The 25247-nt window shown below is 64.8% G+C and carries 24 protein-coding genes and 1 tRNA gene; 13 read left to right on the top strand and 12 right to left on the bottom strand.

Features of this window, described 5'->3' with window-relative positions:
* Positions 1-4 precede the first annotated feature (4 nt).
* Genes GSQ92_RS04465 through GSQ92_RS04450 form a run of 4 tightly spaced genes read right to left on the bottom strand, consistent with a single transcriptional unit; the run spans position 5 to position 3967 of the window.
* Positions 5-1087 carry an ABC transporter ATP-binding protein gene (locus tag GSQ92_RS04465; RefSeq protein WP_158802222.1) on the bottom strand — a complete coding sequence of 361 codons (1083 nt, stop codon included), beginning with the start codon at positions 1085-1087 and terminating at the stop codon, positions 5-7.
* A gap of 34 nt (positions 1088-1121) precedes the next feature.
* Entirely contained in the window at positions 1122-1919 is a 798-nt protein-coding gene (locus GSQ92_RS04460; RefSeq protein ID WP_158802221.1) for an ABC transporter permease, read from the bottom strand.
* Between the two features lies 1 nt (position 1920).
* Positions 1921-2772: an ABC transporter permease subunit gene (locus tag GSQ92_RS04455; RefSeq protein ID WP_158802220.1), complete on the bottom strand. Its 852-nt coding sequence runs from the start codon at positions 2770-2772 to the stop codon at positions 1921-1923.
* Positions 2773-2824: 52 nt separating this feature from the next.
* Positions 2825-3967, bottom strand: coding sequence for an ABC transporter substrate-binding protein (locus GSQ92_RS04450; protein WP_254065546.1), 1143 nt, complete (start codon positions 3965-3967; stop codon positions 2825-2827).
* A gap of 332 nt (positions 3968-4299) precedes the next feature.
* On the opposite strand from GSQ92_RS04450, the gene GSQ92_RS04445 reads away from it, so the two are divergent.
* The 4 genes from GSQ92_RS04445 (at position 4300) to GSQ92_RS04430 (ending at position 8236) form a co-directional block, all read left to right on the top strand.
* Entirely contained in the window at positions 4300-5592 is a 1293-nt protein-coding gene (locus GSQ92_RS04445; RefSeq protein WP_254066560.1) for a PA0069 family radical SAM protein, read from the top strand.
* Between the two features lie 186 nt (positions 5593-5778).
* Positions 5779-7239 (top strand): deoxyribodipyrimidine photo-lyase, encoded by a 1461-nt coding sequence (locus GSQ92_RS04440; RefSeq protein ID WP_159013085.1) that lies wholly within the window; start codon positions 5779-5781, stop codon positions 7237-7239.
* Between the two features lie 80 nt (positions 7240-7319).
* A complete protein-coding gene (locus GSQ92_RS04435; RefSeq protein ID WP_158802219.1) occupies positions 7320-7556 on the top strand; it encodes a CsbD family protein in 237 nt (78 codons plus the stop codon).
* Between the two features lie 122 nt (positions 7557-7678).
* On the top strand, positions 7679-8236 hold the full coding sequence (locus GSQ92_RS04430; protein WP_254066563.1) for a type II CAAX prenyl endopeptidase Rce1 family protein: 558 nt from the start codon (positions 7679-7681) through the stop codon (positions 8234-8236).
* A 190-nt stretch (positions 8237-8426) separates the two neighbouring features.
* Here GSQ92_RS04430 and GSQ92_RS04425 read toward each other — a convergent pair whose 3' ends face one another.
* Together GSQ92_RS04425 and GSQ92_RS04420 are read right to left on the bottom strand one after the other, a co-directional pair.
* Positions 8427-9878, bottom strand: a complete 1452-nt coding sequence (locus GSQ92_RS04425) for an AMP nucleosidase (protein ID WP_159013083.1) — start codon at positions 9876-9878, stop codon at positions 8427-8429.
* A gap of 120 nt (positions 9879-9998) precedes the next feature.
* Positions 9999-10406: a hypothetical protein gene (locus tag GSQ92_RS04420; protein WP_158802216.1), complete on the bottom strand. Its 408-nt coding sequence runs from the start codon at positions 10404-10406 to the stop codon at positions 9999-10001.
* Between the two features lie 306 nt (positions 10407-10712).
* Between GSQ92_RS04420 and GSQ92_RS04415 the strand changes: the two genes are divergently transcribed.
* Positions 10713-11369 carry a glycine zipper family protein gene (locus GSQ92_RS04415; RefSeq protein WP_159013082.1) on the top strand — a complete coding sequence of 219 codons (657 nt, stop codon included), beginning with the start codon at positions 10713-10715 and terminating at the stop codon, positions 11367-11369.
* 39 nt (positions 11370-11408) lie between these two features.
* On the opposite strand, the gene GSQ92_RS04410 is transcribed toward GSQ92_RS04415, so the two are convergent.
* Entirely contained in the window at positions 11409-11633 is a 225-nt protein-coding gene (locus tag GSQ92_RS04410; RefSeq protein WP_158802214.1) for a hypothetical protein, read from the bottom strand.
* Positions 11634-11841: 208 nt separating this feature from the next.
* Between GSQ92_RS04410 and GSQ92_RS04405 the strand changes: the two genes are divergently transcribed.
* Positions 11842-12210: a nuclear transport factor 2 family protein gene (locus GSQ92_RS04405; RefSeq protein ID WP_159013081.1), complete on the top strand. Its 369-nt coding sequence runs from the start codon at positions 11842-11844 to the stop codon at positions 12208-12210.
* A gap of 62 nt (positions 12211-12272) precedes the next feature.
* Here the strand turns inward: GSQ92_RS04405 and GSQ92_RS04400 are convergent, their stop codons facing one another.
* Positions 12273-12581, bottom strand: a complete 309-nt coding sequence (locus GSQ92_RS04400) for a putative quinol monooxygenase (protein WP_158802212.1) — start codon at positions 12579-12581, stop codon at positions 12273-12275.
* A 205-nt stretch (positions 12582-12786) separates the two neighbouring features.
* Between GSQ92_RS04400 and GSQ92_RS04395 the strand changes: the two genes are divergently transcribed.
* A complete protein-coding gene (locus GSQ92_RS04395) occupies positions 12787-13173 on the top strand; it encodes a hypothetical protein (protein WP_158802211.1) in 387 nt (128 codons plus the stop codon).
* A gap of 85 nt (positions 13174-13258) precedes the next feature.
* Here GSQ92_RS04395 and GSQ92_RS04390 read toward each other — a convergent pair.
* A tRNA-Gln gene (locus GSQ92_RS04390) sits at positions 13259-13332 on the bottom strand.
* Between the two features lie 112 nt (positions 13333-13444).
* Here GSQ92_RS04390 and rfaE1 point away from each other — a divergent pair.
* From rfaE1 to GSQ92_RS04360, 6 genes are all read left to right on the top strand, one after another.
* Positions 13445-14968 (top strand): D-glycero-beta-D-manno-heptose-7-phosphate kinase, encoded by a 1524-nt coding sequence (rfaE1, locus tag GSQ92_RS04385; protein ID WP_159013080.1) that lies wholly within the window; start codon positions 13445-13447, stop codon positions 14966-14968.
* A complete protein-coding gene (locus GSQ92_RS04380; protein ID WP_159013079.1) occupies positions 14955-17117 on the top strand; it encodes a malate synthase G in 2163 nt (720 codons plus the stop codon). The genes rfaE1 and GSQ92_RS04380 overlap by 14 nt, the downstream gene beginning before the upstream one ends.
* A gap of 65 nt (positions 17118-17182) precedes the next feature.
* Complete coding sequence (locus tag GSQ92_RS04375; protein WP_159013078.1) at positions 17183-18661, top strand: ABC transporter substrate-binding protein; 1479 nt, start codon at positions 17183-17185, stop codon at positions 18659-18661.
* 15 nt (positions 18662-18676) lie between these two features.
* Positions 18677-19627 carry an ABC transporter permease gene (locus tag GSQ92_RS04370; RefSeq protein WP_159013077.1) on the top strand — a complete coding sequence of 317 codons (951 nt, stop codon included), beginning with the start codon at positions 18677-18679 and terminating at the stop codon, positions 19625-19627.
* Positions 19624-20436, top strand: a complete 813-nt coding sequence (locus tag GSQ92_RS04365) for an ABC transporter permease (protein WP_254065542.1) — start codon at positions 19624-19626, stop codon at positions 20434-20436. Before GSQ92_RS04370 ends, GSQ92_RS04365 begins: the two co-directional genes overlap by 4 nt.
* Positions 20433-21920 carry an amidase gene (locus GSQ92_RS04360; RefSeq protein WP_159013076.1) on the top strand — a complete coding sequence of 496 codons (1488 nt, stop codon included), beginning with the start codon at positions 20433-20435 and terminating at the stop codon, positions 21918-21920. The genes GSQ92_RS04365 and GSQ92_RS04360 overlap by 4 nt, the downstream gene beginning before the upstream one ends.
* On the opposite strand, the gene GSQ92_RS04355 is transcribed toward GSQ92_RS04360, so the two are convergent.
* The 3 genes from GSQ92_RS04355 to GSQ92_RS04345 form a co-directional block, all read right to left on the bottom strand.
* Entirely contained in the window at positions 21886-22908 is a 1023-nt protein-coding gene (locus tag GSQ92_RS04355) for a P1 family peptidase (protein ID WP_158802205.1), read from the bottom strand. The genes GSQ92_RS04360 and GSQ92_RS04355 overlap by 35 nt on opposite strands.
* The gene (speB, locus tag GSQ92_RS04350) at positions 22909-23820 is read right to left on the bottom strand and encodes an agmatinase (RefSeq protein WP_158802204.1); all 912 of its coding nucleotides are present in this window, start codon (positions 23818-23820) and stop codon (positions 22909-22911) included.
* 92 nt (positions 23821-23912) lie between these two features.
* A complete protein-coding gene (locus GSQ92_RS04345; RefSeq protein WP_159013075.1) occupies positions 23913-25079 on the bottom strand; it encodes a Hint domain-containing protein in 1167 nt (388 codons plus the stop codon).
* Positions 25080-25247: the final 168 nt, after the last annotated feature.

Here is a 25247-nt window from a genome sequence, read left to right as displayed (position 1 = left end):
AGCGCTAACGCGCGAGGACGCGTGGCGCCCCTGACGGCCAGGATGCCCATACTTTCGTACCTGGCACGAAACGCTCGGCGGCGGCGCTGGAGAGGTCGGCCCAAATCTCGCCGCTTCCCGCGTCGTCACCGGTCGGGGCGCCCGTCAGACCCAGCTTGATGCGGCTGAGCGAGCCGAAGAACGTTAGATCCACGACCTCCGCCGCCACGGACCCTGCTGGCGCACCCTCCGGGGCATCATGCAGCGACACATGCTCGGGGCGGAGGAACATCTCGACCTCGGTGCCAGACGGCATGGCGGCGGCGGCATCGGACGGCAAAGCAATCTCGCCGATCCGCACGGTTGCTCCAGAGGTACGGCCAGCGAGCACGCCGCCCGCGCCGATGAAGCGCGCGACAAAGGCGTCTGCGGGCTGGCGATAGATCGCGGCGGGCGCCGCCATCTGCAGCACGTGACCCTCATTCATCACGGCGACGCGGTCGGAAATCGACAGCGCCTCCTCCTGGTCATGCGTCACGAAAACCGTGGTGATGCCGATCTCGCGCTGGATACGGCGGATCTCAGAGCGGAGCTGCACGCGCACCTTGGCGTCCAGCGCCGATAGCGGCTCGTCGAGGAGCAGGATGTCTGGTTGCACCGCGAGCGCGCGCGCCAGCGCCACGCGCTGCTGCTGGCCGCCAGAGAGCTGGTGCGGGAACTTATCGACATGCGCGGCGAGCCCGACCATCGCGAGCAGCCGCTGCGCCTCTTTCGTTTGCTCGGAAGTGGTGCCGAGGCCGCGAACGCGCGGGCCGAAGCGGACGTTCTGCAAAGCCGTCAGGTTGGGGAAGAGGCTGTACGCCTGGAACACCATGCCCATCCGCCGCTTGTTCGGCGGCAGGCTGCTGACATCCTGGCCGTTGATGACGACCTGCCCGGAATCCGGCGTCTCAAACCCCGCCAGAATACGCAGCAACGTGGTTTTGCCGCAGCCGGAGGGGCCAAGCAGGCAGAGCAACTCGCCCTGGTCCAGCTGCATATTGATATCGGCGAGAACGGTGCGCGTGCCGTAGGTTTTGCGGATCGCGGTGAGGGTAACCCCGGTCATCGGGCGCGCTCCTTGATGGGGGTTGGCCGTCTCATCAGCGGGCGCCGATGCGGGTGCGCTGCCGCTTGCCGGCAACGATGACGCCGAGCATGGCGATCCAGGTCAGCACGAAGCTGAACAGCGACAGGGCTGCGGCCTCGGTCACGGCGTTCTGCCCAGTGTCGTTGATGAAGACGGCGAAAGTCTTGAACAGCAGCACGCTGGCGAAGGTGAACTCGCCCATGACGATGGTGAGCGTCAGCAGCGTGGCGCCAACCAGCGCGGCGGTCATGTTGGGCAGCAGGATCAGAACGATGATGCGCCCCCAGCCAGCACCGAGCGACTGCCCTGCTTCGGTCAACGTCTTCACATCCAGCGTGTTGAGTCCGACATCGATCGAGCGGTAGCCATAGGGAAGGGCCAAGAAGAAATATGGGATGACCAGATAGTTCGGTGTTCCGATCAGCCAGTTCGGCCCTGTGTAGAGCGTGCTGAGACCGGCGATCAGGGCGATGGCCGGGATCACGAAGGGCAGGGTGGCGATAAATTCGAAAAGCGGCTTGAGCTTCGGCGCCTTGAGATGGACGAAGATCATCGCAGGCACCAACAGCACGAAACTCAGCAGGATCGTCTCGATCGCCAGTTGCAGAGACAGCAACAGGCTGCGCCAGAAGCCGCTGCTATGGATCAACAGAACATAGGAGGAGACACCATAGCTGTGGCCACCCTCCCAGAGGCTGAAAATTCCCGTCACGATCAGCGGCACGAGGAAGAACAGCCCGCAGGCCAGAATGATGATCCAGTTACCAAGACCGACGCGCGGCCCGCCGCTGCGGGAGAGTGTGGCACTCATGCTAGCGCCTCCACCGCGCGGCGCGCCGCGAGATGAGGCCGTAGATGGCGAGCACCACGATCATCACCACGATCATTCCGGTGGAGAGCGCGGCACCCACTTGCGGATCGGACATGACATTGCCCGAGAGCACATTGCTGATGTCGATCGGCACCAGCGCGATATTGCCGTCAGTCAGGGCAAAGGGCGTGGCGAAGGCCGAGAAGGCATTGCCGAACAGCAGCAGGAAGGCCGCGAGCAACGACGGAAACAACACCGGCAGGCCGACCAGCCGCCAATACTGGCCGCCGGTCGCGCCGAGATTGTCAGCCGCCTCGCGCCACGTCGTCCGCAAACCTTCGAGCGCCGGAATGATGACGATGAGCATGAGCGGGATTTGGAAATAAGCGTAGGTGATGGTCAGACCGGTCAGCGAATAGAGCGAGAAGCCGTGGCTGTAGATGTCGATGCCGATGCTGCGCAACGCCACCGTCACGAAGCCCAATGTTCCTAGCGTCGTGATAAAGGCGAAAGCCAGCGGCACGCCGGCGAAATTCGCGGCGACCGCAGAGAAACTCGTCACAGCTGAACGCAAGAAACCGGGCGCGCCCGGCCGCAGCACGGCATGGGCCAGCAGGCCGCCGAAAATCAACCCGACGACCGCCGAAGCGGCCGACAGGATCACGGAATTCTCGAACGCGACGCGATACTGATAGTCGCCGAGCTGAGCCAGGTACGACAGCGTGAAACCGTTGTCACCGGTGACCGACTGCACGACGAGCACCAAAGTCGGCGCGATGAGGAAGGCGCAGACAAAGGCGAGGAAGAGACCGACGAAGAGCCAGGGAATGAGCGCGCCAATCCGCGCGCCCATCGGCCTTGGTTTGTGAGTGGACAGAGCCTGGCTCAAGACTCGCGGCCGAGCGTCAGATCTTGACCATCCGGGGCCACTGCGCCGCGACTTCCTTCTGCGCCTTGGAAATCTGCTCCTGGGTCGCGAACTTCACCTCGGCATAGGGGCCAGCCGGCGGCAGCTTCTTCTGCAATTCGGCGGGGACGAGATTCCGCTTGGCAATATCCGCATAGCGCGCGGGATGCGCGTAGCCGGCGAGGAACAGAAGCTGTCCCTCATCCGAATACAGGAATTCCTGCCACAGGCGTGCAACGTTGGGATGTGGCGCGTCGGTCGGGATCGCCTGACAGTAGTAGCTGCCATAAGGTGGCGCGCCGCTCGGAACAACAACGTCGATGACCGCTTTGCCGACGGCGGCATCGCGATAGCCGAGCGCCAGGTAATCCCAGTTGATGACGATGGGTGCCTGGCCACTGACCAGCAGCGCGGGACCGGTCGCGGCGGCCGGGTTGAGGTTGCCGCGCTTGGCGAGGTCGGCGAAGAAGGCGATGCCGGGGTCGATGTTGTCGTAGGTGCCGCCATTGGCGAGCGAGGCCGCGAAGACCGCCGAGAAGGCCGCGGCGGCGCCGAGCACGCTGCCGTTCAGCGCGATCATGCCCTTATATTCGGGCTTCTTCAGATCCGCCCAGGTCTGCGGCGAGTTCTTCACGACGCTCTTGTTGATCGCGAAGGAGACGACGCCAAAATAGTCAGCGACCCAATAGCCCTGAGGGCTTTTCATGTTGTGCGGGATCGTCTCCCAGGTCGCGACTTTATACGGTGCGAAAAGCTTTTTCTGCACGCCCGCGGTTGTGAAAGACGGGCCGACATCGACGGCATCCGGCGCCCGGTCCTGCCCCTTGAGGCTGCGGATCGCCTGCATTTCCTGGGCGGAGGAACCGTCCGGGTTCGCGTCGTTGATCTTGATGCCGTATTTCTGGGTGAAGGTGTCCATCAGCGCGCCGTAATTCGCCCAGTCGCGCGGCAGGGCGATGGCGTTGAGCGTGCCTTCCTTCTTCGCCGCCGCGATCAGCGCATTCATGTCGCTGGTGGCATCCATCGCCGCCGCATAGGCGTGGCGCAGGCCGGGAATGGTCGCGGCCGTCGCCAGTGCCGCGGCACCGAAACCGAGCTTGGCGAAGTCGCGTCGTCCGAGAAGGCGGGGGTCGATCGGCATCAGGATCTCCTGGGGTAGGGTCAGATGAGAGGCGGATAGACGCGAAGACAATCCGCACGATGGGGTGCGGAGGGGCGATACAGGCGGCCATGGCGAGCCACAACGTCACTTTTGTGACAGTTGAGGGGGCGCAACGGCGCCCATCGCCGGCCGATATCAGAACTTTAGGCATGGAGTGCGGCCGGCGTCACCTGCTTAACGCAATGTTTCATTGGGCTTTCGGGTGGAATTTGCCGCCGTCGCTGTCGGCGCAAAACCGATGTTCTCTATTCGTTCTTGACGGCGGTGCCCCGCCTGTCCATCTTGTTCTCAGCCAGAAAGCGGGGCGCAAGATGGGCGAAGCAGTCGCGGCCGGGACCGAAACCGGCGGAGTGCCAGGCAAGACCGAACGAAAAGTCCGGATGGTGTTTCGCCAGGCGCTTATGGCGCCGTCGAGGCGTGCCGCCGTGGCGCCGCGACCGACCGTCGCGCCAGCCGTGGACGATGCGGTCGAGGAGGAGCCAGTCGCCGCCGCGCCTAGCCTGGCAAGGAAGGGACGTGGCGCCACGACCAATCCGGGTGTGCGCTTCGAAAGCGCTTCCGCCACGCCCTATGACGACGGCTGGGGTTCGCTGGAGGATTGCTTCGCCGCTCTACCGCCGCTCGAGACCACGCTCATTCGCGACGCGTCGCGCACAGTCATCGCGCGAAACGACAGTCCCGATATTGGCTTTGACCGATCCATCAACCCGTATCGCGGCTGCGAGCACGGCTGCGTCTACTGCTTCGCGCGTCCGACCCACGCCTATCTCGGCTATTCGCCTGGCCTGGATTTCGAGACCAAGCTTGTCTTCAAGCCGGATGTCGCAGCGCTGCTGGACAAGGAATTGCGGCGGCCGCGCTATACCGCGAAGCCGATCACGCTCGGCTCGAACACCGATCCGTACCAGCCAATCGAGCGAAAGCTCAAGCTGACACGCGCGGCTCTGGAGGTGCTGCTGCGGTTTCGGCACCCTGTCAGCATCGTCACCAAGTCAGCGAGCATCGTGCAGGATCTCGACCTGCTGAAGGAGTTCGCGGCGCTCGGGCTGATACGCGTTTTCATTTCCATCACGACGCTGGATGGGGAATTGGCGCGCCGCATGGAACCGCGCGCTTCGGCGCCCAGCCTTAGGCTAAGGGCCGTCGCGGCATTGGCCGAGGCCGGGGTGCCAGTCGGTGTGCTGGCGGCGCCGATGATTCCAGGGCTGAACGATGCGGAGCTGGAGCAGATCCTTGCGGCTTCCGCGAAAGCGGGCGCCAAGCGGGCCGGCTTCACGCTGCTGCGGCTGCCGCTGGAACTCCGCGAGATCTTTGAGGCCTGGCTGCGTGAGCATATGCCTGACCGCGCTAACCATGTGCTGAGCTTGGTGCGGCAGATGCGCGGGGGCGACCTCAATGACTCACGTTTCGGGCATCGCTTCACCGGCACCGGTCCATATGCGGAACTCATTGGCCGCCGGTTCGAGCGTGCGGTGCGGCAGAATGGCCTGGACGCTGGAATGGGTCCGCTGAACACCAGCCAATTTCGAGTGCCGGAGACGGTATCGGCAACGGGCAACAAGCAGATGTCGCTATTCGACGGGCTGGCGATTGCCGGATCCTGAAGTTTCGCTGCTGAGGCGCGTTACTTCGAATGCTGGTTCTTTCACTATGCTGCTGGGAGAGGCCAGTCGCCGCCAGCTTGATAAATCTCAGCTCGATAAATCAATGTCACCGATAAGGCGGACGATCTCGCTTCTCGCTCAGGTATTAGCGCCCATATGCGTGGCGTCGAGTGAGGAGCGGGCGGATTGGCGAGACAACCTAGTGTGAGTGCGGCGTCCGGTCCCGCCATCGTGTGGTATCGGCGGGACCTTCGCGTGAACGACCATGCGCCGCTGCGCGCGGCGGCCAAGGCCCATGGCTTCGTTTTGCCGGTCTTCGTGCTCGATGATGAGGGGCCGGGTGGCTGGAAGGCCGGTGCCGCCTCGCAGTGGTGGCTGCATCATAGCCTGGAACGGTTGGCGGAAGGCCTGCGCGCCCGAGGTGCCGATCTGCTGCTGCGGCGCGGTCCGCGCGTCAGCACAATTCTCACGCTCGCCCGCGAGGTCGACGCCGCCGAGGTCCATACCGGGATCATGCCCGAACCTTGGGAGAAGGCGGATGATGCCGAGGTCGCGGCTGGTCTCGCGGCGGAGGGGCGGCGGCTTGTCCAGCATCGCACGAGCCTGCTGCACGATCCCGACGCCGTACGGACGCAAGCCGGCAAGCCCTTCACAGTCTTCACGCCCTTTGCGCGCGCCTTCGCCAAGGCCACGCATGTCCCCGAGCCGGTCCTGGCGCCTCGGCGCCTCAAAGGTGCGAAGCTCTCGACGCCCGACCGGCTCGATGCCTGGCGGCTGCTGCCCGCCGTCCCCTGGGATGCGGCGTTTTCGCGCCGCTGGGAGCCAGGCGAGGCAGGCGCCAAGCGACGCGCTCAAGCCTTCATGAACGATGGTCTCGCGGGTTACGCGACGGGGCGGAACGATATCCCGAGTGATGGCAGTTCCTCGATGTCGCCGCATCTGCATTGGGGCGAGATCTCGCCGGTCCAGCTTTGGCACGCCGTGGCGCAAGCGCCGCAGCCGCATGGGGCTGGCGCCGAAGCCTATCGGCGCGAACTCGTCTGGCGCGAATTCACGGCCCATGTGCTGTGGCACCATCCGGAAACCCCCGATGCGCCCCTGCGGGCGGAGTTCAAGAAATTCGAGCGCCGGCATGATCCGGGCCAACTCCGGGCGTGGCAGAAGGGCAAGACCGGGGTGCCGATCGTCGATGCCGGGATGCGTCAGCTCTGGTCGATCGGCTGGATGCATAACCGCGTCCGCATGATCACGGCGTCCTTCCTGGTCAAGCACCTTCTGCTGCCTTGGGAGGAGGGCGAGGCATGGTTCTGGGATACACTGGTGGATGCGGATCTCGCGAACAACGCCGTCAACTGGCAGTGGGTTGCCGGCTGCGGGGCCGATGCGGCGCCGTTCTTCCGCATTTTCAATCCGGTGTTGCAAGGCCAGAAATTCGATCCCGAGGGCACTTACGTCCGGCACTGGGTGCCCGAACTCGCGAAGCTGGAGAGTCGGTATATCCACGAACCGTGGTCGGCGCCCGTGAAGGCGCTGGAGGCCGCTGGCGTGAAGCTGGGCGAAACCTACCCGCGTCCTCAGGTCGATCTGTCCGAGGGGCGGGCGCGCGCCCTGGCGGCACTGCGCGCCATCACAAGAAAGGCCGCTTGAGTCGTTCACAGACGCGCGGCGGGCGGTTGCGAAGCGTGAACGGCCTCCCAGATGTGGCGCAGGTTAAAGGGAGACCACGCATGAGCGAGAACAGGTTCACCGGCGCGGCGCGCGACGCGGCGGGTAAGGTGCAGGAGGCAGTCGGCGATTTCGCCGGCGACGCACGGACGCAAGTGCGCGGCAAGGTCAACCAGGCACGCGGCCAGGCCGAGGATGTGATGGGTGACGCTGCCGACATGATCCGCGACCAGCCGCTGGTAGCGGCACTCGTGCTGATCGGCGTCGGCTACCTGATTGGCCGCCTGCGCCTTCTCTAGGCGGCTAAAAACACCCTTCGCCGCCTGACATGGCGGCGGCGAAGGGTGCCACTTCAGGCAGGGGCTTCCGACTATGGCTCATCGCGGAGTTCGCTTTGATCTATGGAGGAGGCCCTTTGTATGTGCTTTTGGTTCGCTTGCCCGGTGTCTTGTTCCTAGTCTTGTGGGTGAGCGCGCTGATCGCCTACGTCGCCACCCGAGGCGTCCAGCCGGTTCCGAAGGACAGTCGCGCCGAGATCCGCGCAGTGCTCCTCCGCTTCGCCGTGCTGGCACACATTATTACCGGCGCAACATGGCTTCTTTGGCCCCAGAGGTTCCTCAGCCTGCCGCGCGAGCGACCGTTGTTTTGGGCGATCATCATGGTGCTCTACCCGGTCTTATCAGTCTGGCCACAGGAGGTGCTGTATCGCGCACTGCTCTTCATGCGGTACGCGGCTATTCTTCCGACAAATGCGAGGCGGGTGCTGGCGAGCGCGATCACCTTCGGCTTCGCGCATGTCATCTTCCTAAACTGGATCGCGATCACGATGACTGCGGCTGGCGGCTTCCTTTTCGCGCGCGACTACGGCCGCCACCGCTCGCTCAAACTAGCGTGCCTGGCGTACAGCCTTTCCGGCTGCCTCATATTCACCATTGGCCTCGGCCGCGTTTTCTACACGAGCGCCGCTTGGCACCACTGAGGCATGGGGTGTGCAGCAGGATGTCTTCGGTTCAAACCGTTTTCATTCCACCGTCGTCATGCTCGGCGAAGGCGAGCATCCACGCCTTCCTTTCTCGACAAGCAAGGCGTGGATGGCACGGGGTGCCCCGCACGCCTTCGCGTGCCATGACGGATAGGCGGGTCGCGGTTCAATCATGGGCAAACACGCTTTAGCGGAACACCGGCTCGTCGAAAGCACGCAGCTTGCGCGAATGCAGCGAGTGAACCTGACCGCGCAGCAGCTCGATAGTCTCCAAGCCAATCGCGAGATGCTCACCGACAGCGCGCTGATAAAATGCGGTGGCAGCGCCCGGCAGTTTGATCTCTCCATGCAGCGGTTTGTCGGAGACGCAGAGCAGTGTGCCGTACGGGACGCGCAGCCGATAGCCCTGCGCCGCCAAGGTGCCGCTTTCCATATCCACCGCGATCGCACGGCTGAGATTGATGCGCCGCCGCTCCTGGCTCCAGCGCAGTTCCCAATTGCGGTCGTCATAACTTACGACAGTGCCAGTGCGCAGCCGTCGCTTGAGCGCTTCGCCCCGCTCACCGGTCACGCGTGCCGCCGCTTCCTGCAGCGCGACCTGGACCTCGGCCAGCGCGGGCACCGGGACTTCCAGCGGCAGCAGATCGTCGAGAATGCGGTCCCGCCGGAGATAGCCATGGGCGAGCACATAGTCGCCAATGACCTGGCTCTGCCGCAGACCGCCGCAATGGCCGATCATGAGCCAGCAATTGGGCCGCAGCACCGCGAGGTGGTCGGTGATGTTCTTCGCGTTCGACGGGCCGACGCCGATATTGGCGATGGTAATACCCTGGCCGTCCTCGCGTTCCAAGCTATAGGCCGGCATCTGGAAGCGCTGCCATGGGCTCGCCGCGACGATTTCCGCCGCTTCCGCCGGCGGTGTCTCCCGAGTCACGCGGCCGCCGCCCGGCAGGAGGAGCGCGACATAGGGGCTGTCCGGCCGGGCGATCTCGGTGAGGGCGTGGCGCACGAAGCCCTCGACATAGCGCTGGTAATTGGTGAGTAGGATCCAGGGCTGAAGCCGCCGCCAATCCAGGCCGGTGTAATGAGTGAGGCGCTTGAGAGAGAAGTCCGTCCGCACCGCATCGAACAAAGCGAGAGGGCGGGGCCGGTCGGCATGGAATCGCCACAAGCCATCCGCCACCTCGTCTCCCACCGATGAGAGCATCGGCGTTGGGAAGACACGCGCGAGGTCATCGACCTGCACCTCGCCACGCACGAATTCGTCGCCGACCTCGGTGACGTAGGGATAGGGGATTTCGAGGTCGCTGACGCCGACGGACAGCGTGGCGCCGAATTCCTCCACTAGGGGTTCGAGCTGTTCAAGGAGATAGGCGCGGAAGAAGCTCGGCTGGGTGATGGTGGTCGCATAGTCGCCGGGGGTTTGCAGCTTGGCCCAGGCGCGGGTGGTGTAGCGGATGGCGCCCTTCGGCTGCCAGGATACGCCGAGTTGCGGGTAGCGGAAGGCGCGGCGGTCGGCGGCGGTCGGTGCGACGCCGGTATTGACGTAGCGCGAGAGCGCGTCGCGCAGGGCGTTGCAGGCCCGCTCGTAGTTGAATTCGAGCCGCGCTACCGCTTGGCTCGGGGAAATGCCGCCCATCTCGCCGCCTCCTGACCTCGCGGGCGGCTGACGCCTCCGCAGGGCTCCGGGTAGACGAGACGCCGGTGCGACGCTACCCCCGGCGAATGGTGGCTTTCGAGATGCGGCTTTGAGCTTCCGTTAGAAGCGCGGTTCGATGCGTTTCGCGCGTTTTGTCCCGTCCGGGGTCTGGGGAACGCGATACGGCCCCAAATCGAGAGGGTTCTTCGCCTTCCAGGGTGTCGGATCCGGCCATGGTTCGGCGGCCTTGCGGGCGAGCCAGCGTTCGTGAGGGGTCATTTTCGGGACGAAAGCCCGATAGATCGCAATGGGCAGCAAGATCGCGACAAGCGCCCAAGGGGCGCAGAGCATCACCAATATGACGGTTTCGCCGCCGCGGTCGCTCACGCGGTCCGCGATGACGGCGATCACTAAGACAAGTCCGACGAAGACCCGCGCGCCAATCGTGGTGAGCAAGGAGATGGCCCGGCCCTTGAACCAAAGCTGCGCATAATCTGGTTCGGCGCTGGGGCGGCGATCTCGGGGCACGAGCTTGCTACTCTTTGTTGGGCTTGGTCACGACGGGCGGGAGGCTGCGAGAGGCGGGGGCGTCCGTGCCAGCAGTTCGATAGCACAAAACGTTGCTAAGGCGCACCGAAAACACTCTCGCTTGAACTGCGACGGGGAGCGCGGGACAGGGCTTTCCACCTATCCGGCTGCTATGTGAGCTAAGGTGCCTCTCGCCTGACAGCTATGCCCGGTCCACGGATCGAAGAGATGAATAGAAAGCCCCAGCGCGGGTGTTTTCAGCCTTGAGGAGTCGCCGGGAAACCGGGCGGCGGCAAGGAGCAAGTCATGATGCGGTGCGGAGTCGCTTTGGCGTTGACGAGCATCTTAGGGCTGAGCGCATGCGCGGCGCCTCCCGATGGCCCAACGGTGCTCGAAGTTCCTGGGCCCAACAAGACCTTACCGCAATTCCAGGCCGATGACGCGGGTTGCCGTGACTATGCACAAGCGCAGACCGGACCCACCTCGCCGAACCAGGCGGCGAGGTCGAGCGGTGTCGCGGGCGCCGCGGTTGGAACTGCGGTCGGCGCGGCGGCTGGAGCGGCGATCGGTGCCGCCGCCGGGAATGCGGGCGCCGGAGCAGCCGTCGGTGCTGGGACGGGGCTCGTGCTGGGTGCCGCGACCGGGGCGACGAACGGCGCCTATTCGGGTGCGAGCCTGCAGCGGGTCTATGACGCCTCGTATATCCAATGCATGGCCGCGAACGGCAACAAGCTCGAGGCCTATCCCATCTATGCCGATACGGGATCCGGCTTCTACGCCGACCCCTATGCTGGCTTCGGCTATGGCCCCTATGGCTATTTTGGTGGGCCGGTTTTCGCGTTCGGGTTTTTCAACCATCGTGTCTACCCCCGCTACGGCTACCGTGGCGGCTATTGGCACGGCGGTTACCACGGGGGCTGGCATGGCGGCGGATATCCGCATGGCGGACCGTGGGTGAAATAGCCGCCGGCGCCCCATTCCATCGTCGACGCCCCGATGAAGTCACCGGGCGTCCTCGTCCGGAACCTCCATGGCGCGCCAGGTGAGCGCGTCCAAACCAGGCTGAAGAAGATCGGGATGATCTCTCAGATAGGCGCGCGCCCAGGCTCGTGCTTCCAGCGGGTCCAAAAACCCTGGGGAGTCAGGCAATGGGATGAAGACCGCCGCCCGTAAAATTCCGACCACCAACACCGCCGCGCCTACCTCATGCCCGGCGAAATCATACATTACTGTTTTAGAACGAATCTAGCCCTGCCTTATCCGTGGGCGGTCAGACGCTGAGTGAGAAGAGGTCTGCGACGGTCGCATGAGGCAAGCGCTGGGAGCGCTTGGGCAAGCGGCGCGAGACCCTTAAGATTGTCACGCCGAGGGCCGGACCGGAGCGGAGTTAGTGCCGTTTTGTAGCCCGGTCCCGGACGCGCAAGGAGCGGGGCTAATGGTGACAACCGCGCTAATCGACGATGCGGAAGAACGTTTGCGGCGGGCTGTTCTCGCAAACGACGTCAAGGCGATTGGCGATCTTCTCAGTCCAGCACTCGTCTTTACCGATCAGACGGGGCAACGCCTCAACAAGATCGACAGCTTGATCGCGCATTCGTCCGGCTCGCTGCGGATCCGCAGCATGACGATCGAGGATTTCGAAACGAGGCTGATGGGGAGTTGCGCGGTGGTTACGGTGACCGCCACTGTCGGCGGCAAGCTGGACGGCACGGCCTTCGAGGGACGGTATGCCTATACGCGTATTTGGGAGCATCGGGAGGGCCGATGCATGCTCGCCGCGGCACATTGCTCAGCCATCGCGTGAGGCCGCGAGGGTGATGGCGCTGACCCGCATGTGCCGCGGGTTCTCCTGTGTTTCTGGGCGGCTCAGAGCGGTTCGAGAACGTGGATGGCTCGGGATGCGATGAGGTCCTTAACCCGCGCCGCATAGGCCACCATGTGGGCCGAAGCGCTATGAGCCTCGAGTGCCTCTTTGCTCTCCCATTTCTCGATCACGACGAAGGTGTCGGGGCCGAACTTCGCCCAGGTCTCGGGGCCGCCCTCGATATCCACAGTGGCGCGATATTCGACACAGCCTTCTTCCCGGCGGACCTCGAGAATAATGTCCCGGAAGGATGAGAACACCGTCCCGCGCTGGCCGGGTTTCGTGGTGATGATCGCGACAACATGGATCAAGGTCTCGTTCCCTCGTTGGATGCTCTTACAGGCGAGGGAGACTACCACCACCACGGCCCGAGTCACGAAGCGGGTTCGCCGAAGGGAGATCGCCGTCTCGCCGGCGGCAGTTCCGTGGCACTAGATCGCTCAAAGACCATGAGCGTAAGCTGCGATCCCGGCCGGTCGCTTGCCAAAGCCGTCTGAACCACTTTGAGGTGTCGGAATGAAGCTGAGGATTCTGGCGTTCGCGCTCGTCGCGGCAGGTCTGTCCACATCGCCCGCCCTTGCGAAGCGGAACGCGCCCGGAACATTCGCGGTCTATGGCTTTGGCAAGAGTCCTTGTTCCGAGTTTCTCGTGGCGCGGCAGCACAACGATGCGCAGACGGCGGGCTCGAACCAGCCCGGCAAGCCGCCGGAGGTCAAAGACCTCCAATATGAGGGCTATTACGCCTTCATGGCCGGCTCACTGACGATCACCAGCCTCCTGCTCAACAAGGCCTATACGGTGACGATGGAAGACGCGATGGACAAGGTGGCGAAGTTCTGCCGCACCTATCCGAGCAGCCTCTACGTGATCGCGGTGACCGCAGTCGTCGGGCCAGCGAGCTGAGGCGAGTGACGGGGGAAGATCTCCGCAAGCACCTCGGGTTAACAACGACCTTGGGTTAAGCGGCTGACGACCGAATTCATTGGACTGGCTGGGGGACCTGGATTCGAACCAAGGCTGCCCGGGTCAGAGCCGGGAGTTCTACCGCTAAACTATCCCCCACCGGGACAGGGGGCGCGGATTACCACGACGATCCCAGGGGATCAACCATCCTCCCAGGCGCCCTGTAGCCTGCCACTACCAGGGACCGGCCAGAGCGGCTATCTGGAAGCCGATGTCCAACGACTCTTCCGCGACACCAGCTCCGACCGATAACCCGCCCCAGGATCTCGCCGAGGCCGCCCGCTGGCTCGGCCGCGGCTCCGTTCTCGTGGTTGGCGACGCCATGCTGGATCGCTACTACTACGGCGAGGTCACCCGCATCAGCCCCGAGGCGCCAGTGCCCGTGCTGGGCGTGCAGCGCGAAATGTCGGTGCCCGGCGGCGCCGCCAACGTGCTGCGCAACGTCACCGCTCTTGGCGTCAGCGCCGCCTTCGTGTCGGTGGTGGGCGATGATGCTGCGGGATCTGACCTCACCGCGCTGATCGGGAGGCAGGCGGGCGTCGAGCCCTGGCTGCTGGTCCAGGGCGGCCGCGTCACCACGGTGAAGACCCGCTTCGTGGCGCGTGGCCAGCATCTGCTGCGCGCCGATAGTGAGGATCCGGCTCCGCTGCACCCGAAACTCGGGGAGCGGCTTCTCCGCATCGCCTGCGATTCCATCGCAGCGACCACGGTCACCATCCTCTCCGATTACAGCAAGGGCGTGCTTGGCGCCGGGATCGCGGGCAAGCTGATCGCGGCGGCGCGGGCAGCGGGCCGGCCGGTTCTCGTCGATCCGCGCGGCAACCAATACGAGGACTACGCCGGCGCCGATGTCATCATGCCCAACCGCCGAGAGCTTGCGGCCGTAACCGGCCTGCCGGTCGACAGCGATGAGGAGATCGTCATCGCCGCCCAGGCTCTGCGTCACCGGCTGGGCTTCGGCGCGGTGCTGGTGACGCGGTCCGAGCATGGTCTCAGCCTCATCACCGAGACTGAGACCTGGCATTTCCCCGCCGAGGCGCTGGAGGTGCATGACGTCGCTGGAGCTGGCGACACGGTGGCCGCGACTCTCGCCGCTGGGCTTGCCGCCAAGCTGCCGCTGCATGAGGCGGCACGGCTCGCCAATGTCGCGGCGGGAATCGTGGTCGGGAAGGTGGGAACGGCCGTCGCGCGGCAGGACGATATCATCGCGCGGCTCTCCCCCTTCGATGGCAATCGCGCCAAGATCGTGACCCTTGCGGCGGCTGTGGAACAGGCCGAGCGCTGGCGCCGGCGAGGCTGGCGCATCGGCTTCACCAATGGGCGTTTCGACACGCTGCATTCTGGTCATCTTCACCTGCTGGAACAGGCGCGCGCGGGCTGCGACCGGCTGATCGTGGCGGTCAATAGCGATGCGAGCATCGCGAAAATCGTTAATGGCGGCCGGCAACCTCAGCGACCGCGACCGCAGGCCGAGCGCGCCGCGAACCTAGCCTGCCTTTCCTCGGTCGATTTGGTCTGTTTCTTCGACGAGACGACACCTATTTCCCTGATCAATACCCTGCACCCGGATCTCCTGGTCAAGGGATCCAATCATGCGGCGGATGTCGTGGGCGCGGAGATGGTGCGCGGCTGGGGCGGCACCGTCCTGCTGGCGGAGTTGCTGCCGACGGCGGCAGGTTTCGGCAATGGCGGCTCGACGAAACTGAATGAGGAGAAGGTCGATGGAGCGAATTGAGATCGGCGGCCTGTCGGTCGTCACCGCCCTCCATGACTTTGTGAGGGAGGAGGTTGTGCCGGGAACCGGCGTCTCTCCGGAGGCGTTCTGGTCTGGCTTCGGCGCCCTGGTTCATGATCTCGCGCCACGCAACCATGCGCTGCTGCGACGCCGCGACGCGCTGCAAACCGAGATCGACGCCTGGCACAGCCGCCATCCCGGGCGGCCGAGCGACCCCGCCGCCTACCGTGCGTTTCTGGAGAGCATCGGCTACCTGATGCCTGACCCTGCGCCGTTCACGATCCAGACGACCAACGTAGATCTGGAGATTGCTTCAGTGGCGGGGCCGCAGCTTGTCGTGCCCATCACCAACGCACGCTATGCGCTCAACGCCGCCAACGCGCGGTGGGGCAGCCTCTACGACGCGCTTTACGGCACCGATGCGATTCCGGAGGAAGGCGGCGCGCAGCGTGGACGCGGCCTCAACCCTGAACGTGCGGCGCTCGTGATCCGCAAAGCGCGCGCCTTGCTCGATGAGGCGGCGCCGCTCGCCATCGGCTCGCATGCGGATGCGACTGGCTATGCGGTGTCTGACGGTGCGCTGAAAGTGGCGCTAGCGAATGGCACGGAAACCGGGCTGCGTGACCCTGCAGGCTTCGCCGGCTATCGCGGAGATGCCGCGAAGCCAAGCGCGATCCTGCTGCGCAACCATGGGCTGCATGTGGAGCTGCTGATCGACAGCGCGCATCCGATCGGCAAGGTCGATGCGGCGGGCATCGCTGATGTCGTTTTGGAATCCGCGATTTCCACCATCATGGATTGCGAGGACAGCGTCGCCGCGGTCGATGCCGAGGACAAGATCCTCGTCTACCGCAACTGGCTTGGTCTGATGCGGGGCACGCTTACCGCAAGCTTCGAGAAGGGCGGCCATACGGTCGAACGCCGGCTCGAACCCGATCGCATATACAGGGCGCCGGCTGGCGGCGAAGTTGTGCTGCCAGGCCGCAGCCTCATGCTGGTGCGCAATGTTGGGCATCACATGATAACGGATGCGGTGCTCGATGCCGAGGGCAAGGACATCCCGGAGAATTTGCTAGATGGCGCGGTCACCGCGCTCATTGCGATGCATGATCTCAAGGGGCGGAGCGGGCTGCGCAACAGCCGCGAGGGCTCGATCTATGTTGTGAAGCCCAAGATGCATGGGCCGGAGGAAGTCGCTTTCGCGAATGAGGTCTTCGGCCGCATCGAGGATCTGCTCGGCCTTCCGCGCCATACCATGAAGATCGGCATCATGGACGAGGAGCGGCGGACAAGCGTCAATCTCGCCGCCTGCATTCACGCCGCGAAGCATCGCGTGTTCTTCATCAATACCGGCTTCCTCGACCGTACCGGTGACGAGATCCATACCGCGATCGAGGCCGGGCCGGTGGTGCGCAAGAACGCCATCAAATCCACTGTCTGGATCAAGGCTTACGAGGATCGCAACGTCGATATTGGCCTCGCCTGCGGGCTGCCGGGACGCGCGCAGATCGGCAAAGGCATGTGGGCCGCGCCAGACCGTATGGCCGAGATGCTGGAGCAGAAGATAGGCCATCCCAATGCCGGTGCCACAACCGCCTGGGTACCTTCCCCCACCGCCGCGACCCTCCATGCGCTGCATTATCACGCAGTCGATGTGGCGGCACGGCAGCACGCTCTCGCAAGCCGTCCGCGCGCTTCCTTGGACGATCTGCTGACGCCGCCGCTTTCCGACGGCGAGAACTGGTCGGCGGAGGATGTGCAGCAGGAACTCGACAATAACTGCCAGAGCATTCTCGGTTATGTGGTGCGCTGGGTCGAGCAGGGGATTGGCTGCTCCAAGGTGCCGGATATCCACGATGTCGGGCTGATGGAGGATCGCGCGACCTTGCGGATCTCCAGCCAGCATATCGCCAATTGGCTGCTTCATGGTGTGACGTCACGCGCGCAGGTGAAGGAGACCTTGCACCGGATGGCGCTGGTGGTGGACCGGCAGAATGCTGGCGACGCCAACTATCATCCCATGGCGCCGGACTATGACAGCCCGGCTTTCCGCGCGGCCTGTGACCTGGTGCTGAAAGGTCGCGCGCAGCCCAATGGCTATACGGAGTTCATCCTCCATAGCTGGCGGCGTCGCGCCAAGCTCGCCTGAACACTCACCCGCGTACCGCGCTTCCACCGGAGAGAAGGGGCGAGGGCGCCCCGAAAGGGATTGGCATGAGGCAGCTTGGCGTTTTCTTGGTCGCGGCGCTGGTGATCGGTACGGGCGCCGCCTATGCCGCGCCGCCCGATACGCTGACGCTCGGCCTGCCGCTGGAACCGCCCGGCCTCGATCCGACTGCAGGCGCCGCGTCGGCGATCCGCGAGGTGACCTACGCTAATATCTTCCAGGGCCTGACGCATATCGACGAGAACGGGCAGGTTCAGCCCGATCTCGCGAGCGGCTGGGAGATTTCCAAGGACGGGCTAACCTACACCTTCAAGCTGCGCTCCGGCGTGACCTTCCATGACGGCACGCCCTTCGATTGCAGTATCGTCAAGTTCAGTTATGGACGTGCCGCGGCGCCCGAAAGCATAAACGCGCAGAAGCAACTCTTCGCGCCGATCGCATCCGTCGATTGCCCGTCACCGGATACAGCAGTCGTTGAGCTGAAGCAGCCGACATCGACATTCCTCTACGACATGGCCTGGGGCGACGCGGTGATGATCGCGCCGAAAACTGCGGCCGGAAACAAGGCGCATCCGATTGGCACGGGGCCCTTCGTGTTCAGCCGCTGGGTTCCCGGCGACCGTATCGAGCTGCTGCGCAACGATCATTACTGGGGCGCCGCGCCCAAGCTCAAAGCGGTGACATTTCGCGTGATCGGCGATCCTGCCGCGGCGACGGCGGCGCTGCTGTCGGGCACGCTCGACGCCTATACGAATTTTCCGGCACCCGAGGCGGTGGCGCGGTTTCGGCAGGATCCGCGCTTCACCGTCGCGATCGGTCATGACGAGGGCAAGGTGATCCTGGCGCTCAACAACGCGCGCCAGCCCTTCAGCGACGTTCGCGTGCGCCAGGCGATCGCCTATGCCATCGATCGCAAGGCGATCATCGATGCGGCCTATTCGGGGCTGGGTTCGCCGATTGGCTCGCATTACACGCCGCAAGATCCGAGCTACGTGGATCTTACGGGCGCCTATCCCTACGATCCCGCCAAGGCTAAGGCTTTGCTGGCGCAAGCCGGTGTGGCGCCGGGCACGAGCTTCACCATTATGCTGCCGCCGCCGAGCTACGCGCAGCGTGGCGGTGAGTTGATCGCGGCCTATCTGCAACAGGTCGGTCTGAACGCGAAGCTGCAGTCGGTGGCTTGGGCGCAATGGCTGGCGCAGGTGTTCGGACAATCGGCCTTCGACGCGACGGTGATTGCGCATACCGAGGCGCGCGACCTCGATATCTATGCGCGCCCGCATTACTACTTCAACTATGCGAGCGACCAGTACAAGACTCTTTATGCGCAATACATCGCGGCTACCGATGCGGCGAAACAGGCCGACTTGCTGCAACAATTGCAGCGTCAGCTTTCCGCCGACGAGCCCAATATCTTCCTGTTCGCATTGCCGAAGATCGGCGTGTGGAACGCGAAGCTTCGCGGGTTGTGGACCAATGACCCGATGCCGATCAACGATGTGACCGGCGCATACTGGGCACCCTAAGCCGGCGACGACGGCATGCGCGCCTTTCTCCTGCGCCGTCTGGCGACGCTCGTCGCGGCTCTATTGGTTGCCTCGCTGGTTGTCTTCGTCGTGCTGCAGATCTTGCCTGGCGATCCGGCGCTGGTGATCCTGGGGCCAGATGCGCAGCCCGATACGCTGACGGCGCTGCGCCATCAACTCGGCATCGATCTGCCGGTCTGGCTGCGCTATCTGCACTGGATCGGCAGCCTGCTGAGCGGCGATTTCGGGCGTAGCACAGCGTATGACATTCCGGTCTCCGACCTGATTCTGCAACGCATGGCCGTTACACTCCCACTTGCGGTGATGGCGATGGCGCTGGCTGGCGTGCTGGCTGTGCCGCTAGGCGTCGCGGCTGCAGTACGGAAGGCGCGGCTGGCGGATGTCGGGATCATGGGCCTCACCCAGATTGGCGTGGCGCTGCCGGATTTCTGGGTCGGGCTGCTGCTGATCCTGGTGCTCGCGGTCCACGCAGCCTGGTTCCCGGCTGGGGGCTTTCCCGGCTGGTGGCATGGTGCCGGTGCCGCGTTTCGCGCGCTGATCCTGCCGACTGTGGCGCTCGCTTTGCCTCAGGCGGCGATCCTCACGCGCGTTGCACGTGGCGCCATGCTCGATATTGGCAGCCGCGACTATCTGCGCACCGCGCGCGCGAAGGGTCAGCGCGAGCGCCGCATCGTCTGGCGTCACGCGGTGCCGAATGCGCTCGGCCCGATCATCACGATGATGGGCCTGCAATTCTCGTTTCTGCTGGCAGGAACAATTATCATCGAGAATGTCTTCGCCCTGCCGGGGCTTGGCGCGCTGCTGTTCCAGGCCATCGCGCAGCGGGATCTCGTCGTCGTGCAGGATCTGGTCCTGTTGTTCGCGGGCATTGTCATCATCGTCAACGCGGCCGTTGACTTGCTGAACGCCGCCATCGATCCCCGGCTGGTGGAGGCGACGGCGTGAGGGTGGGGCTGGCAATCGGCGGCGCGCTAACGGCCGGTATGCTCGTGCTCGCCGCGCTCTCGCTGGTCTGGACACCCTATCCTCCCACCGCCATCGACATCATCCACCGGTTGTCACGCCCCTCCGCCGCCCATTGGTTCGGCACAGATCCGTTTGGCCGCGACGTATTCTCCATGGTCATGGTCGGCACCCAGGATGCCGTGGCCGTCGCCGCCTTGGCGGTGCTGCTGGGCACCGCGATCGGTGTGCCCGCCGGGATGCTGGCAGCGACACGCGGTGGCTGGACCGATGAGACGGTGATGCGCGGCGCCGATCTTACTTTCGCCTTTCCGGCCGTGCTGACGGCGGTGATGCTGACCGCGCTGCGCGGTGCTGGAGCGATCACCGAGATCATCGCGATCGGCGTTTTCACCGCCCCTGTGCTGGCCCGCACCACGCGTGGCGCCGCCGCGGCGATCTGGGTGCAGGATTATGCCCGCGCCGCCCGCGCCCTCGGCCGCACTCGCCGAGGCGTCGCGCTGGTCCATGTGCTGCCCAATATCCTTGGCCTGCTCATCGTCCAGGTCACCATCCAGCTTTCGCTTGCCGTGTTGGCCGAGGCGGGGCTGTCCTTCGTGGGGCTGGGCGCCCAGCCGCCGGCGCCGAGCTGGGGGCGGATGCTCAACGAGGCGCAAACCTATATCTACACAGCGCCGCTGCTCGCGGTGTTTCCGGGCCTCGCGATCGCTGCTGCGGTTCTTGGCCTCAATATGCTGGGCGACGGTCTGCGCGACCGCTTCGACCCAAGGCGAAGGAGATCGGCCCAATGAAGCCCGGCGAGTGGACGGTGGCGAAAATCCAAGCGGCGCTGGTGCGCGGCGAGACGACGGCCGAAGCGATCCTCCGACAGGCTCAAGGTGAAATCGACCGCCTCGATGGCAGGCTCAATGCCATCATCACGACCAATCCTGATGCGCTGGATGAGGCCCGGGCGATCGACCGTCGCATTGCTGCGGGGGGGGGTGCCGGGCCTCTGGCGGGCGTCCCAATCGTCGTCAAGGACACGATGGACATCGCGGGACTGCCGACGACCGGCGGTTGGTTCAAGCTCAGCAGCAGGGCGGGTGGCACCGATCTCATTCCCAGCCGCGATTCACCGGTCGTCGCCCGCATGCGTGCGGCGGGCGCGGTGATCCTCGGCAAGACCAATGTGCCGGTGATGAGCGCGAGCGGCACCCACGCCAATGACAGCTGGGCAGGCCCCACGCTCAACGCCATCGCGCCAGATCGCGCGCCCGGCGGCAGCAGCGCGGGCAGTGCCACCGCGGTCGCGGCAGGCTATGCGGTGATCGGCCTCGCCGAGGAGACCGGCGGCTCGATCCAGAACCCGGCTGCCGCGCAGGGCCTGGTCGGCATCAAGCCGAGCTTTGCCCTGATATCGAATGCGGGGGTCATGCCGCTGGCTGGAAGCACGCGGGATGTCGTGGGGCCGGTGGCGCGCACCGTGTCGGATGCCGCAATCGCGCTGGATGTGCTCGCGGGATATACGGCGGCCGATCCGAAGACGGTCGCTGGCATCGGCCACCGGCCGAAAGGGGGTTATGCGGCGTCGCTCCGCCCCGGCGCGCTGAAGGGACGCAAGCTCGGGCTTTATGGGGCGGGATGGCGCGCGGCACCGCTCTCATCGGAGACCGAGACGCTCTACGCCGCCGCGCAGGAGCGGCTGCGGCGCCAGGGTGCGCTGCTGGTGCCCGATCCCTTCGCCGGCAGTGGCTTCGCGGAACTCGCCCGCTTGCTGCGCGGCATGCCCTACGATCCGCGGGGTGAGGAATATGTCGCCTATGACCTGGAGCGCTACCTCGCGGGCTTCGGCCCAGGCGCACCGATCCACTCGATCGAGACTTTGCGGCGCGTCACCGGCGCGGACCCGCTCGGCCCTTCAGGCTCGCTGGGCTATCTTTACGAGCTGGAGAATTTTGCAGCTCTGGTCGAGAATTATGGTGAGGCGCCTGACATGTCGGAGTTCGTTGCGGCGCGCGAAAGCTACCTCGACATATTCGACAAGGTCATGGACGCTGCCGGGCTTGATGCGATTGTGATGCCACAGACGCGCGAGGCGATTCCGCCCCGTGAAAGCGACCTTGTGATCCTGGAGACCGCGGTTTCGGAGATCAATATCTCTGGATTGCCTGGCATCACCGTGTCCGCTGGCACCTACGCCTCCGGCGGCGGTGCCGGGCTGCTGTTCGTGGGGCGGCTGTGGTCCGAGGCGACCTTGCTCAACCTGGCGCTGGATTTCGAGGCATCGTGCTGAAGCGGTCCCGCCAGGCGGGTTTCGCATCGGGATAGGGCAGGGCGGTCGCCTCGAACACGCCGCGCGCGATGGCGCGCGATAAGGTGAGCGCCGCGTGGTGGCAGAGCAGGGTGAGCACCATGGGATCCACTGCCGGTCCCTCGCCTGTGCTGGCGGCGAAGATCGTGTCGCCGTCGAACGGAAGATGCGCTGGCATGATCGCCCGCACGAGCCCGTCCTGCCCGGCGATGGCAAGGCGCTTGGCCTGTGCTTTGGTCAGCGGCGCGTCCGTCACAATGAGGCCGATGGTGGTTCCGGTTTCGGGGGGTGGGGCGGCGCCCTTCAGGCGCGGCGTAAGGGCGTCCGCCGGCATCGGAGACGGCCAGCCGATACCGCCGAATTCACCGTCGCGCTCGAAGGGCGCCGACCAAAAATGCGGGCCATCGCTCAAGCTGGCCGCGCCTACGGCGTTGACGGCCACCAGCGCCGCGACGCGGTAGCCGGTTTCCGTCTCGCTGCTCGCCGAGCCGATGCCGCCCTTGAAGGTCGCGGTTGTGGCACCTGTGCCCGCGCCGACCGAGCCGAGGGCGAAGGCACCCGACCGTGCCGCCTCGGCCGCCTGCCAGCCAAGCTCGCGATAGGGCGGGTAGCGGCCCCAATCCTTGTCGCCGCCATTGAGGAGATCGAACAGGATCGCCTGCACCACGATTGGAACGCGCGCCGCGCCGACGGCGACGCCACGGCCGAGGCCGCGCAACCAGGCCTGCACGCCGCTCGCGGCACTCAGGCCGAAGGCTGCTCCGCCAGAGAGCACCACCGAATCGACTTTCTCGACGGTCATCTCAGGCTCGAGAAGTGTCGTGTCGTGTCCACCCGGCGCGCCCCCAAGCACGCAGACGGAGGCGATGGCCGGCGGGTCAAACAGAATCGCGGTCACACCGGAACCGAGCGCGAGGTCGGTGGCGTGACCGACCATGACGCCTGGAATATCGGTGAGCAGGTTGCGCATCTAGTCGGGCGTCTGGGGACGGAACAGCAAAGCGAGATATTCCCAGACTACCGTCGCCGCGGCCAGCGCGGTGATCTCGCTCACGTCATGCGCAGGCAGAACCTCCACCACATCCATGCCGATGAAGGGAATGCCGCCCAATCGCCGGATGATGGCCTGCGCCTGCCAGGAGGCGAGACCGCCGATCTCCGGCGTTCCCGTCCCCGGCGCGAAAGCGGGGTCGAGGCAATCGACGTCGAAGGTGAAATAGGCGGGACGGGCATTGCCGACGACCTCGTGGACACGAGCGGCCACAGCGGCCGGGCCGATCTCATGGACTTCCTGCGCGCTCAGGATCGTGACGCCCTGGCTTACCGTCCAATCCCAGATCTCGCGCTGGATGGGCGAGCGGATGCCGATCTGGATCATCCGGCGGGGATCGACCAGACCCTCGTTAATGGCGTGGAAAAAGACTGAGCCGTGCCCATAGACTTGGCCGAAGTTATCGTCCCAGGTATCGGCATGGGCGTCGAAATGAACCAGCCCGAGCGGCTCGCCGATGCGTTTCCGCAGCGCGCGCAGCAGCGGTAGCGTGATGCCGTGCTCGCCGCCGAGGGCCAGCAAATGCTTCAGCGGCGCCGCCTGCTCCTCAATGAGGGCGAGGCTGCGCGTCAGGTCGCCCAGCAGGATGCGAAACTCGCCAATATCGGCAAGTGGCAGCGTATCGACGCGGGTCCAGAAATGAGGGTGCTCGCCATCGACCAGCATGCGGCTGGCCTGGCGGATCGCCGCAGGTCCGGAGCGGGCGCCGGAGCGGTTGGTGACACCAATGTCGAGTGGGATGCCAGCGACTACCAGTTCTGCGTGAGGGTCGCCGCCATGTGGCAGGCCGAGGAAGCCCGGCGGGGTAGCGAAGGTCGGCATGTCGGCCATTGCTGATCGCCTTTCCTGGTCCCCGGCTTCTGTAGCGGGGACCCCGCCGCTTGGCGAGGCGATCGCAAAGTTGGCTGTCGCGCGGTCTGCTGCTAGCTCGCCTTTACGCGCGTCACTCTTGTGCTGCTGGCCGTGGCGGCACTGCTGGCTACGGGAGCACCCCTGGTCACAGATCGTGAAGCCAGCGCATTTGCCACTTCAAGGTCAAGCCATGAGGAGGAAGCGTTCGACGCGCCCAGGATTTCGGACAGCTTCGCCTGTTGCTGTTTGAGCCACGACAGCATCTCGACAATTTCGACATCCGAGCTATCGACCGCAAGGCGCTCAAGATCGAATTCTTGGAGCCGTTGCAAGGTCGGCTGGGCACGGAGTGTGCGCGGCGAGCCGGGCAGGTGGGTGGCATCCTCGGCCCGGACCACGGAGAGCGAATGAAGGCGCGAGGGGTCGAGAGAGCGTGCCAGTTGCAAGTGAAAGCCGTGTCGGCTGGAGCCGATGCCGGCCTTACGAAGATCCTCTCGTGGAAGATTGGCGATGACGCGCCCAATCGTCTCGGCGCCATCGCGAATTTCGAGCACCACCGGCGTGTCGGGAAACTCGGGGAGCCAAGCCCAGCCTGAGACGGTTACGTGATCCGCCCATTCGAGGTAGCCGATTAGTGGGCCCTGCTGCGGACGTTCCATGATCTCGGCGGGAATGATGCCCGCGCGCAAAGCGAGGTGTTCGCGGATGCGTTCGAGCTCGGGGCCTTGCTCGACGAGTGGTGCGCAGGAACTCCAGGATGGGGTTAATTCCTGCCGCCGCGCGGCCTCCGCGGATTCTTCCGCGTTCAAGAACATGCCGCGATTGCCACGATCTACATAGCTTTCCGCAAACGCATCCTCAGCAACCAGAAGCGCGGAGCGGCTGAGTTCAATGTGAAAATACGAGACCTCGTCGAGATTCTCGCAACGCAGAATCGTTACACCATTAACCAGCTTGTTCGCGGGCACCAATACGCCACTGACATGGATGCAATGCAGTGGGGACACGCGTAGGTCGCGGAAGGGTCGACCCTTGTCGATCGCCCCGGCCTTGATCAGCACTGGAACGATTCCCGGGTTTGTTTTCGTGAAGGGAGCTCGGTACATCTTACGTCCGATCCACCGGATCGGCATGGGGACATTAGGCCAGGCCAAAACATTATCGCCGATGCGTAGATTTTCGACCTTCACGCGACCGCGCTCAGTGAGTATGCGCGTGCCTATATAGAAGCTGGGCATGTGATCCTTTACACTTCGGACTGTGCGAAGCGGCTAGGCGGAGGGCCCCTCGACTAGAAGGTCTCTTCGCTACGAAATTCTCGAAATGCACGGTGTCGAGCATGCTCCTCTCTCGCTTGATCACCCATGACAAACCTTGCGTGCTGTTCAGCCCTTCTACACGAAGAT

Source organism: Acidisoma sp. S159 (assembly GCF_009766125.1).
In the GTDB taxonomy this organism is placed as follows: domain Bacteria; phylum Pseudomonadota; class Alphaproteobacteria; order Acetobacterales; family Acetobacteraceae; genus Acidisoma.
This window is presented reverse-complemented; position numbering and strand designations above follow the sequence as displayed.

Bases quoted from the DNA above. Each gene is read 5' to 3' on its own strand.
- GSQ92_RS04465 (WP_158802222.1), bottom strand. From the start codon at position 1,087: ATGACCGGGGTTACCCTCACCGCGATCCGCAAAACCTACGGCACGCGC.
- GSQ92_RS04460 (WP_158802221.1), bottom strand. From the start codon at position 1,919: ATGAGTGCCACACTCTCCCGCAGCGGCGGGCCGCGCGTCGGTCTTGGT.
- GSQ92_RS04455 (WP_158802220.1), bottom strand. From the start codon at position 2,772: ATGGGCGCGCGGATTGGCGCGCTCATTCCCTGGCTCTTCGTCGGTCTC.
- GSQ92_RS04450 (WP_254065546.1), bottom strand. From the start codon at position 3,967: ATGCCGATCGACCCCCGCCTTCTCGGACGACGCGACTTCGCCAAGCTC.
- GSQ92_RS04445 (WP_254066560.1), top strand. From the start codon at position 4,300: ATGGGCGAAGCAGTCGCGGCCGGGACCGAAACCGGCGGAGTGCCAGGC.
- GSQ92_RS04435 (WP_158802219.1), top strand. From the start codon at position 7,320: ATGAGCGAGAACAGGTTCACCGGCGCGGCGCGCGACGCGGCGGGTAAG.
- GSQ92_RS04425 (WP_159013083.1), bottom strand. From the start codon at position 9,878: ATGGGCGGCATTTCCCCGAGCCAAGCGGTAGCGCGGCTCGAATTCAAC.
- GSQ92_RS04415 (WP_159013082.1), top strand. From the start codon at position 10,713: ATGATGCGGTGCGGAGTCGCTTTGGCGTTGACGAGCATCTTAGGGCTG.
- GSQ92_RS04410 (WP_158802214.1), bottom strand. From the start codon at position 11,633: ATGTATGATTTCGCCGGGCATGAGGTAGGCGCGGCGGTGTTGGTGGTC.
- GSQ92_RS04405 (WP_159013081.1), top strand. From the start codon at position 11,842: ATGGTGACAACCGCGCTAATCGACGATGCGGAAGAACGTTTGCGGCGG.
- GSQ92_RS04395 (WP_158802211.1), top strand. From the start codon at position 12,787: ATGAAGCTGAGGATTCTGGCGTTCGCGCTCGTCGCGGCAGGTCTGTCC.
- rfaE1 (WP_159013080.1), top strand. From the start codon at position 13,445: ATGTCCAACGACTCTTCCGCGACACCAGCTCCGACCGATAACCCGCCC.
- GSQ92_RS04380 (WP_159013079.1), top strand. From the start codon at position 14,955: ATGGAGCGAATTGAGATCGGCGGCCTGTCGGTCGTCACCGCCCTCCAT.
- GSQ92_RS04375 (WP_159013078.1), top strand. From the start codon at position 17,183: ATGAGGCAGCTTGGCGTTTTCTTGGTCGCGGCGCTGGTGATCGGTACG.
- GSQ92_RS04370 (WP_159013077.1), top strand. From the start codon at position 18,677: ATGCGCGCCTTTCTCCTGCGCCGTCTGGCGACGCTCGTCGCGGCTCTA.
- GSQ92_RS04360 (WP_159013076.1), top strand. From the start codon at position 20,433: ATGAAGCCCGGCGAGTGGACGGTGGCGAAAATCCAAGCGGCGCTGGTG.
- GSQ92_RS04355 (WP_158802205.1), bottom strand. From the start codon at position 22,908: ATGCGCAACCTGCTCACCGATATTCCAGGCGTCATGGTCGGTCACGCC.
- speB (WP_158802204.1), bottom strand. From the start codon at position 23,820: ATGGCCGACATGCCGACCTTCGCTACCCCGCCGGGCTTCCTCGGCCTG.
- GSQ92_RS04345 (WP_159013075.1), bottom strand. From the start codon at position 25,079: ATGCCCAGCTTCTATATAGGCACGCGCATACTCACTGAGCGCGGTCGC.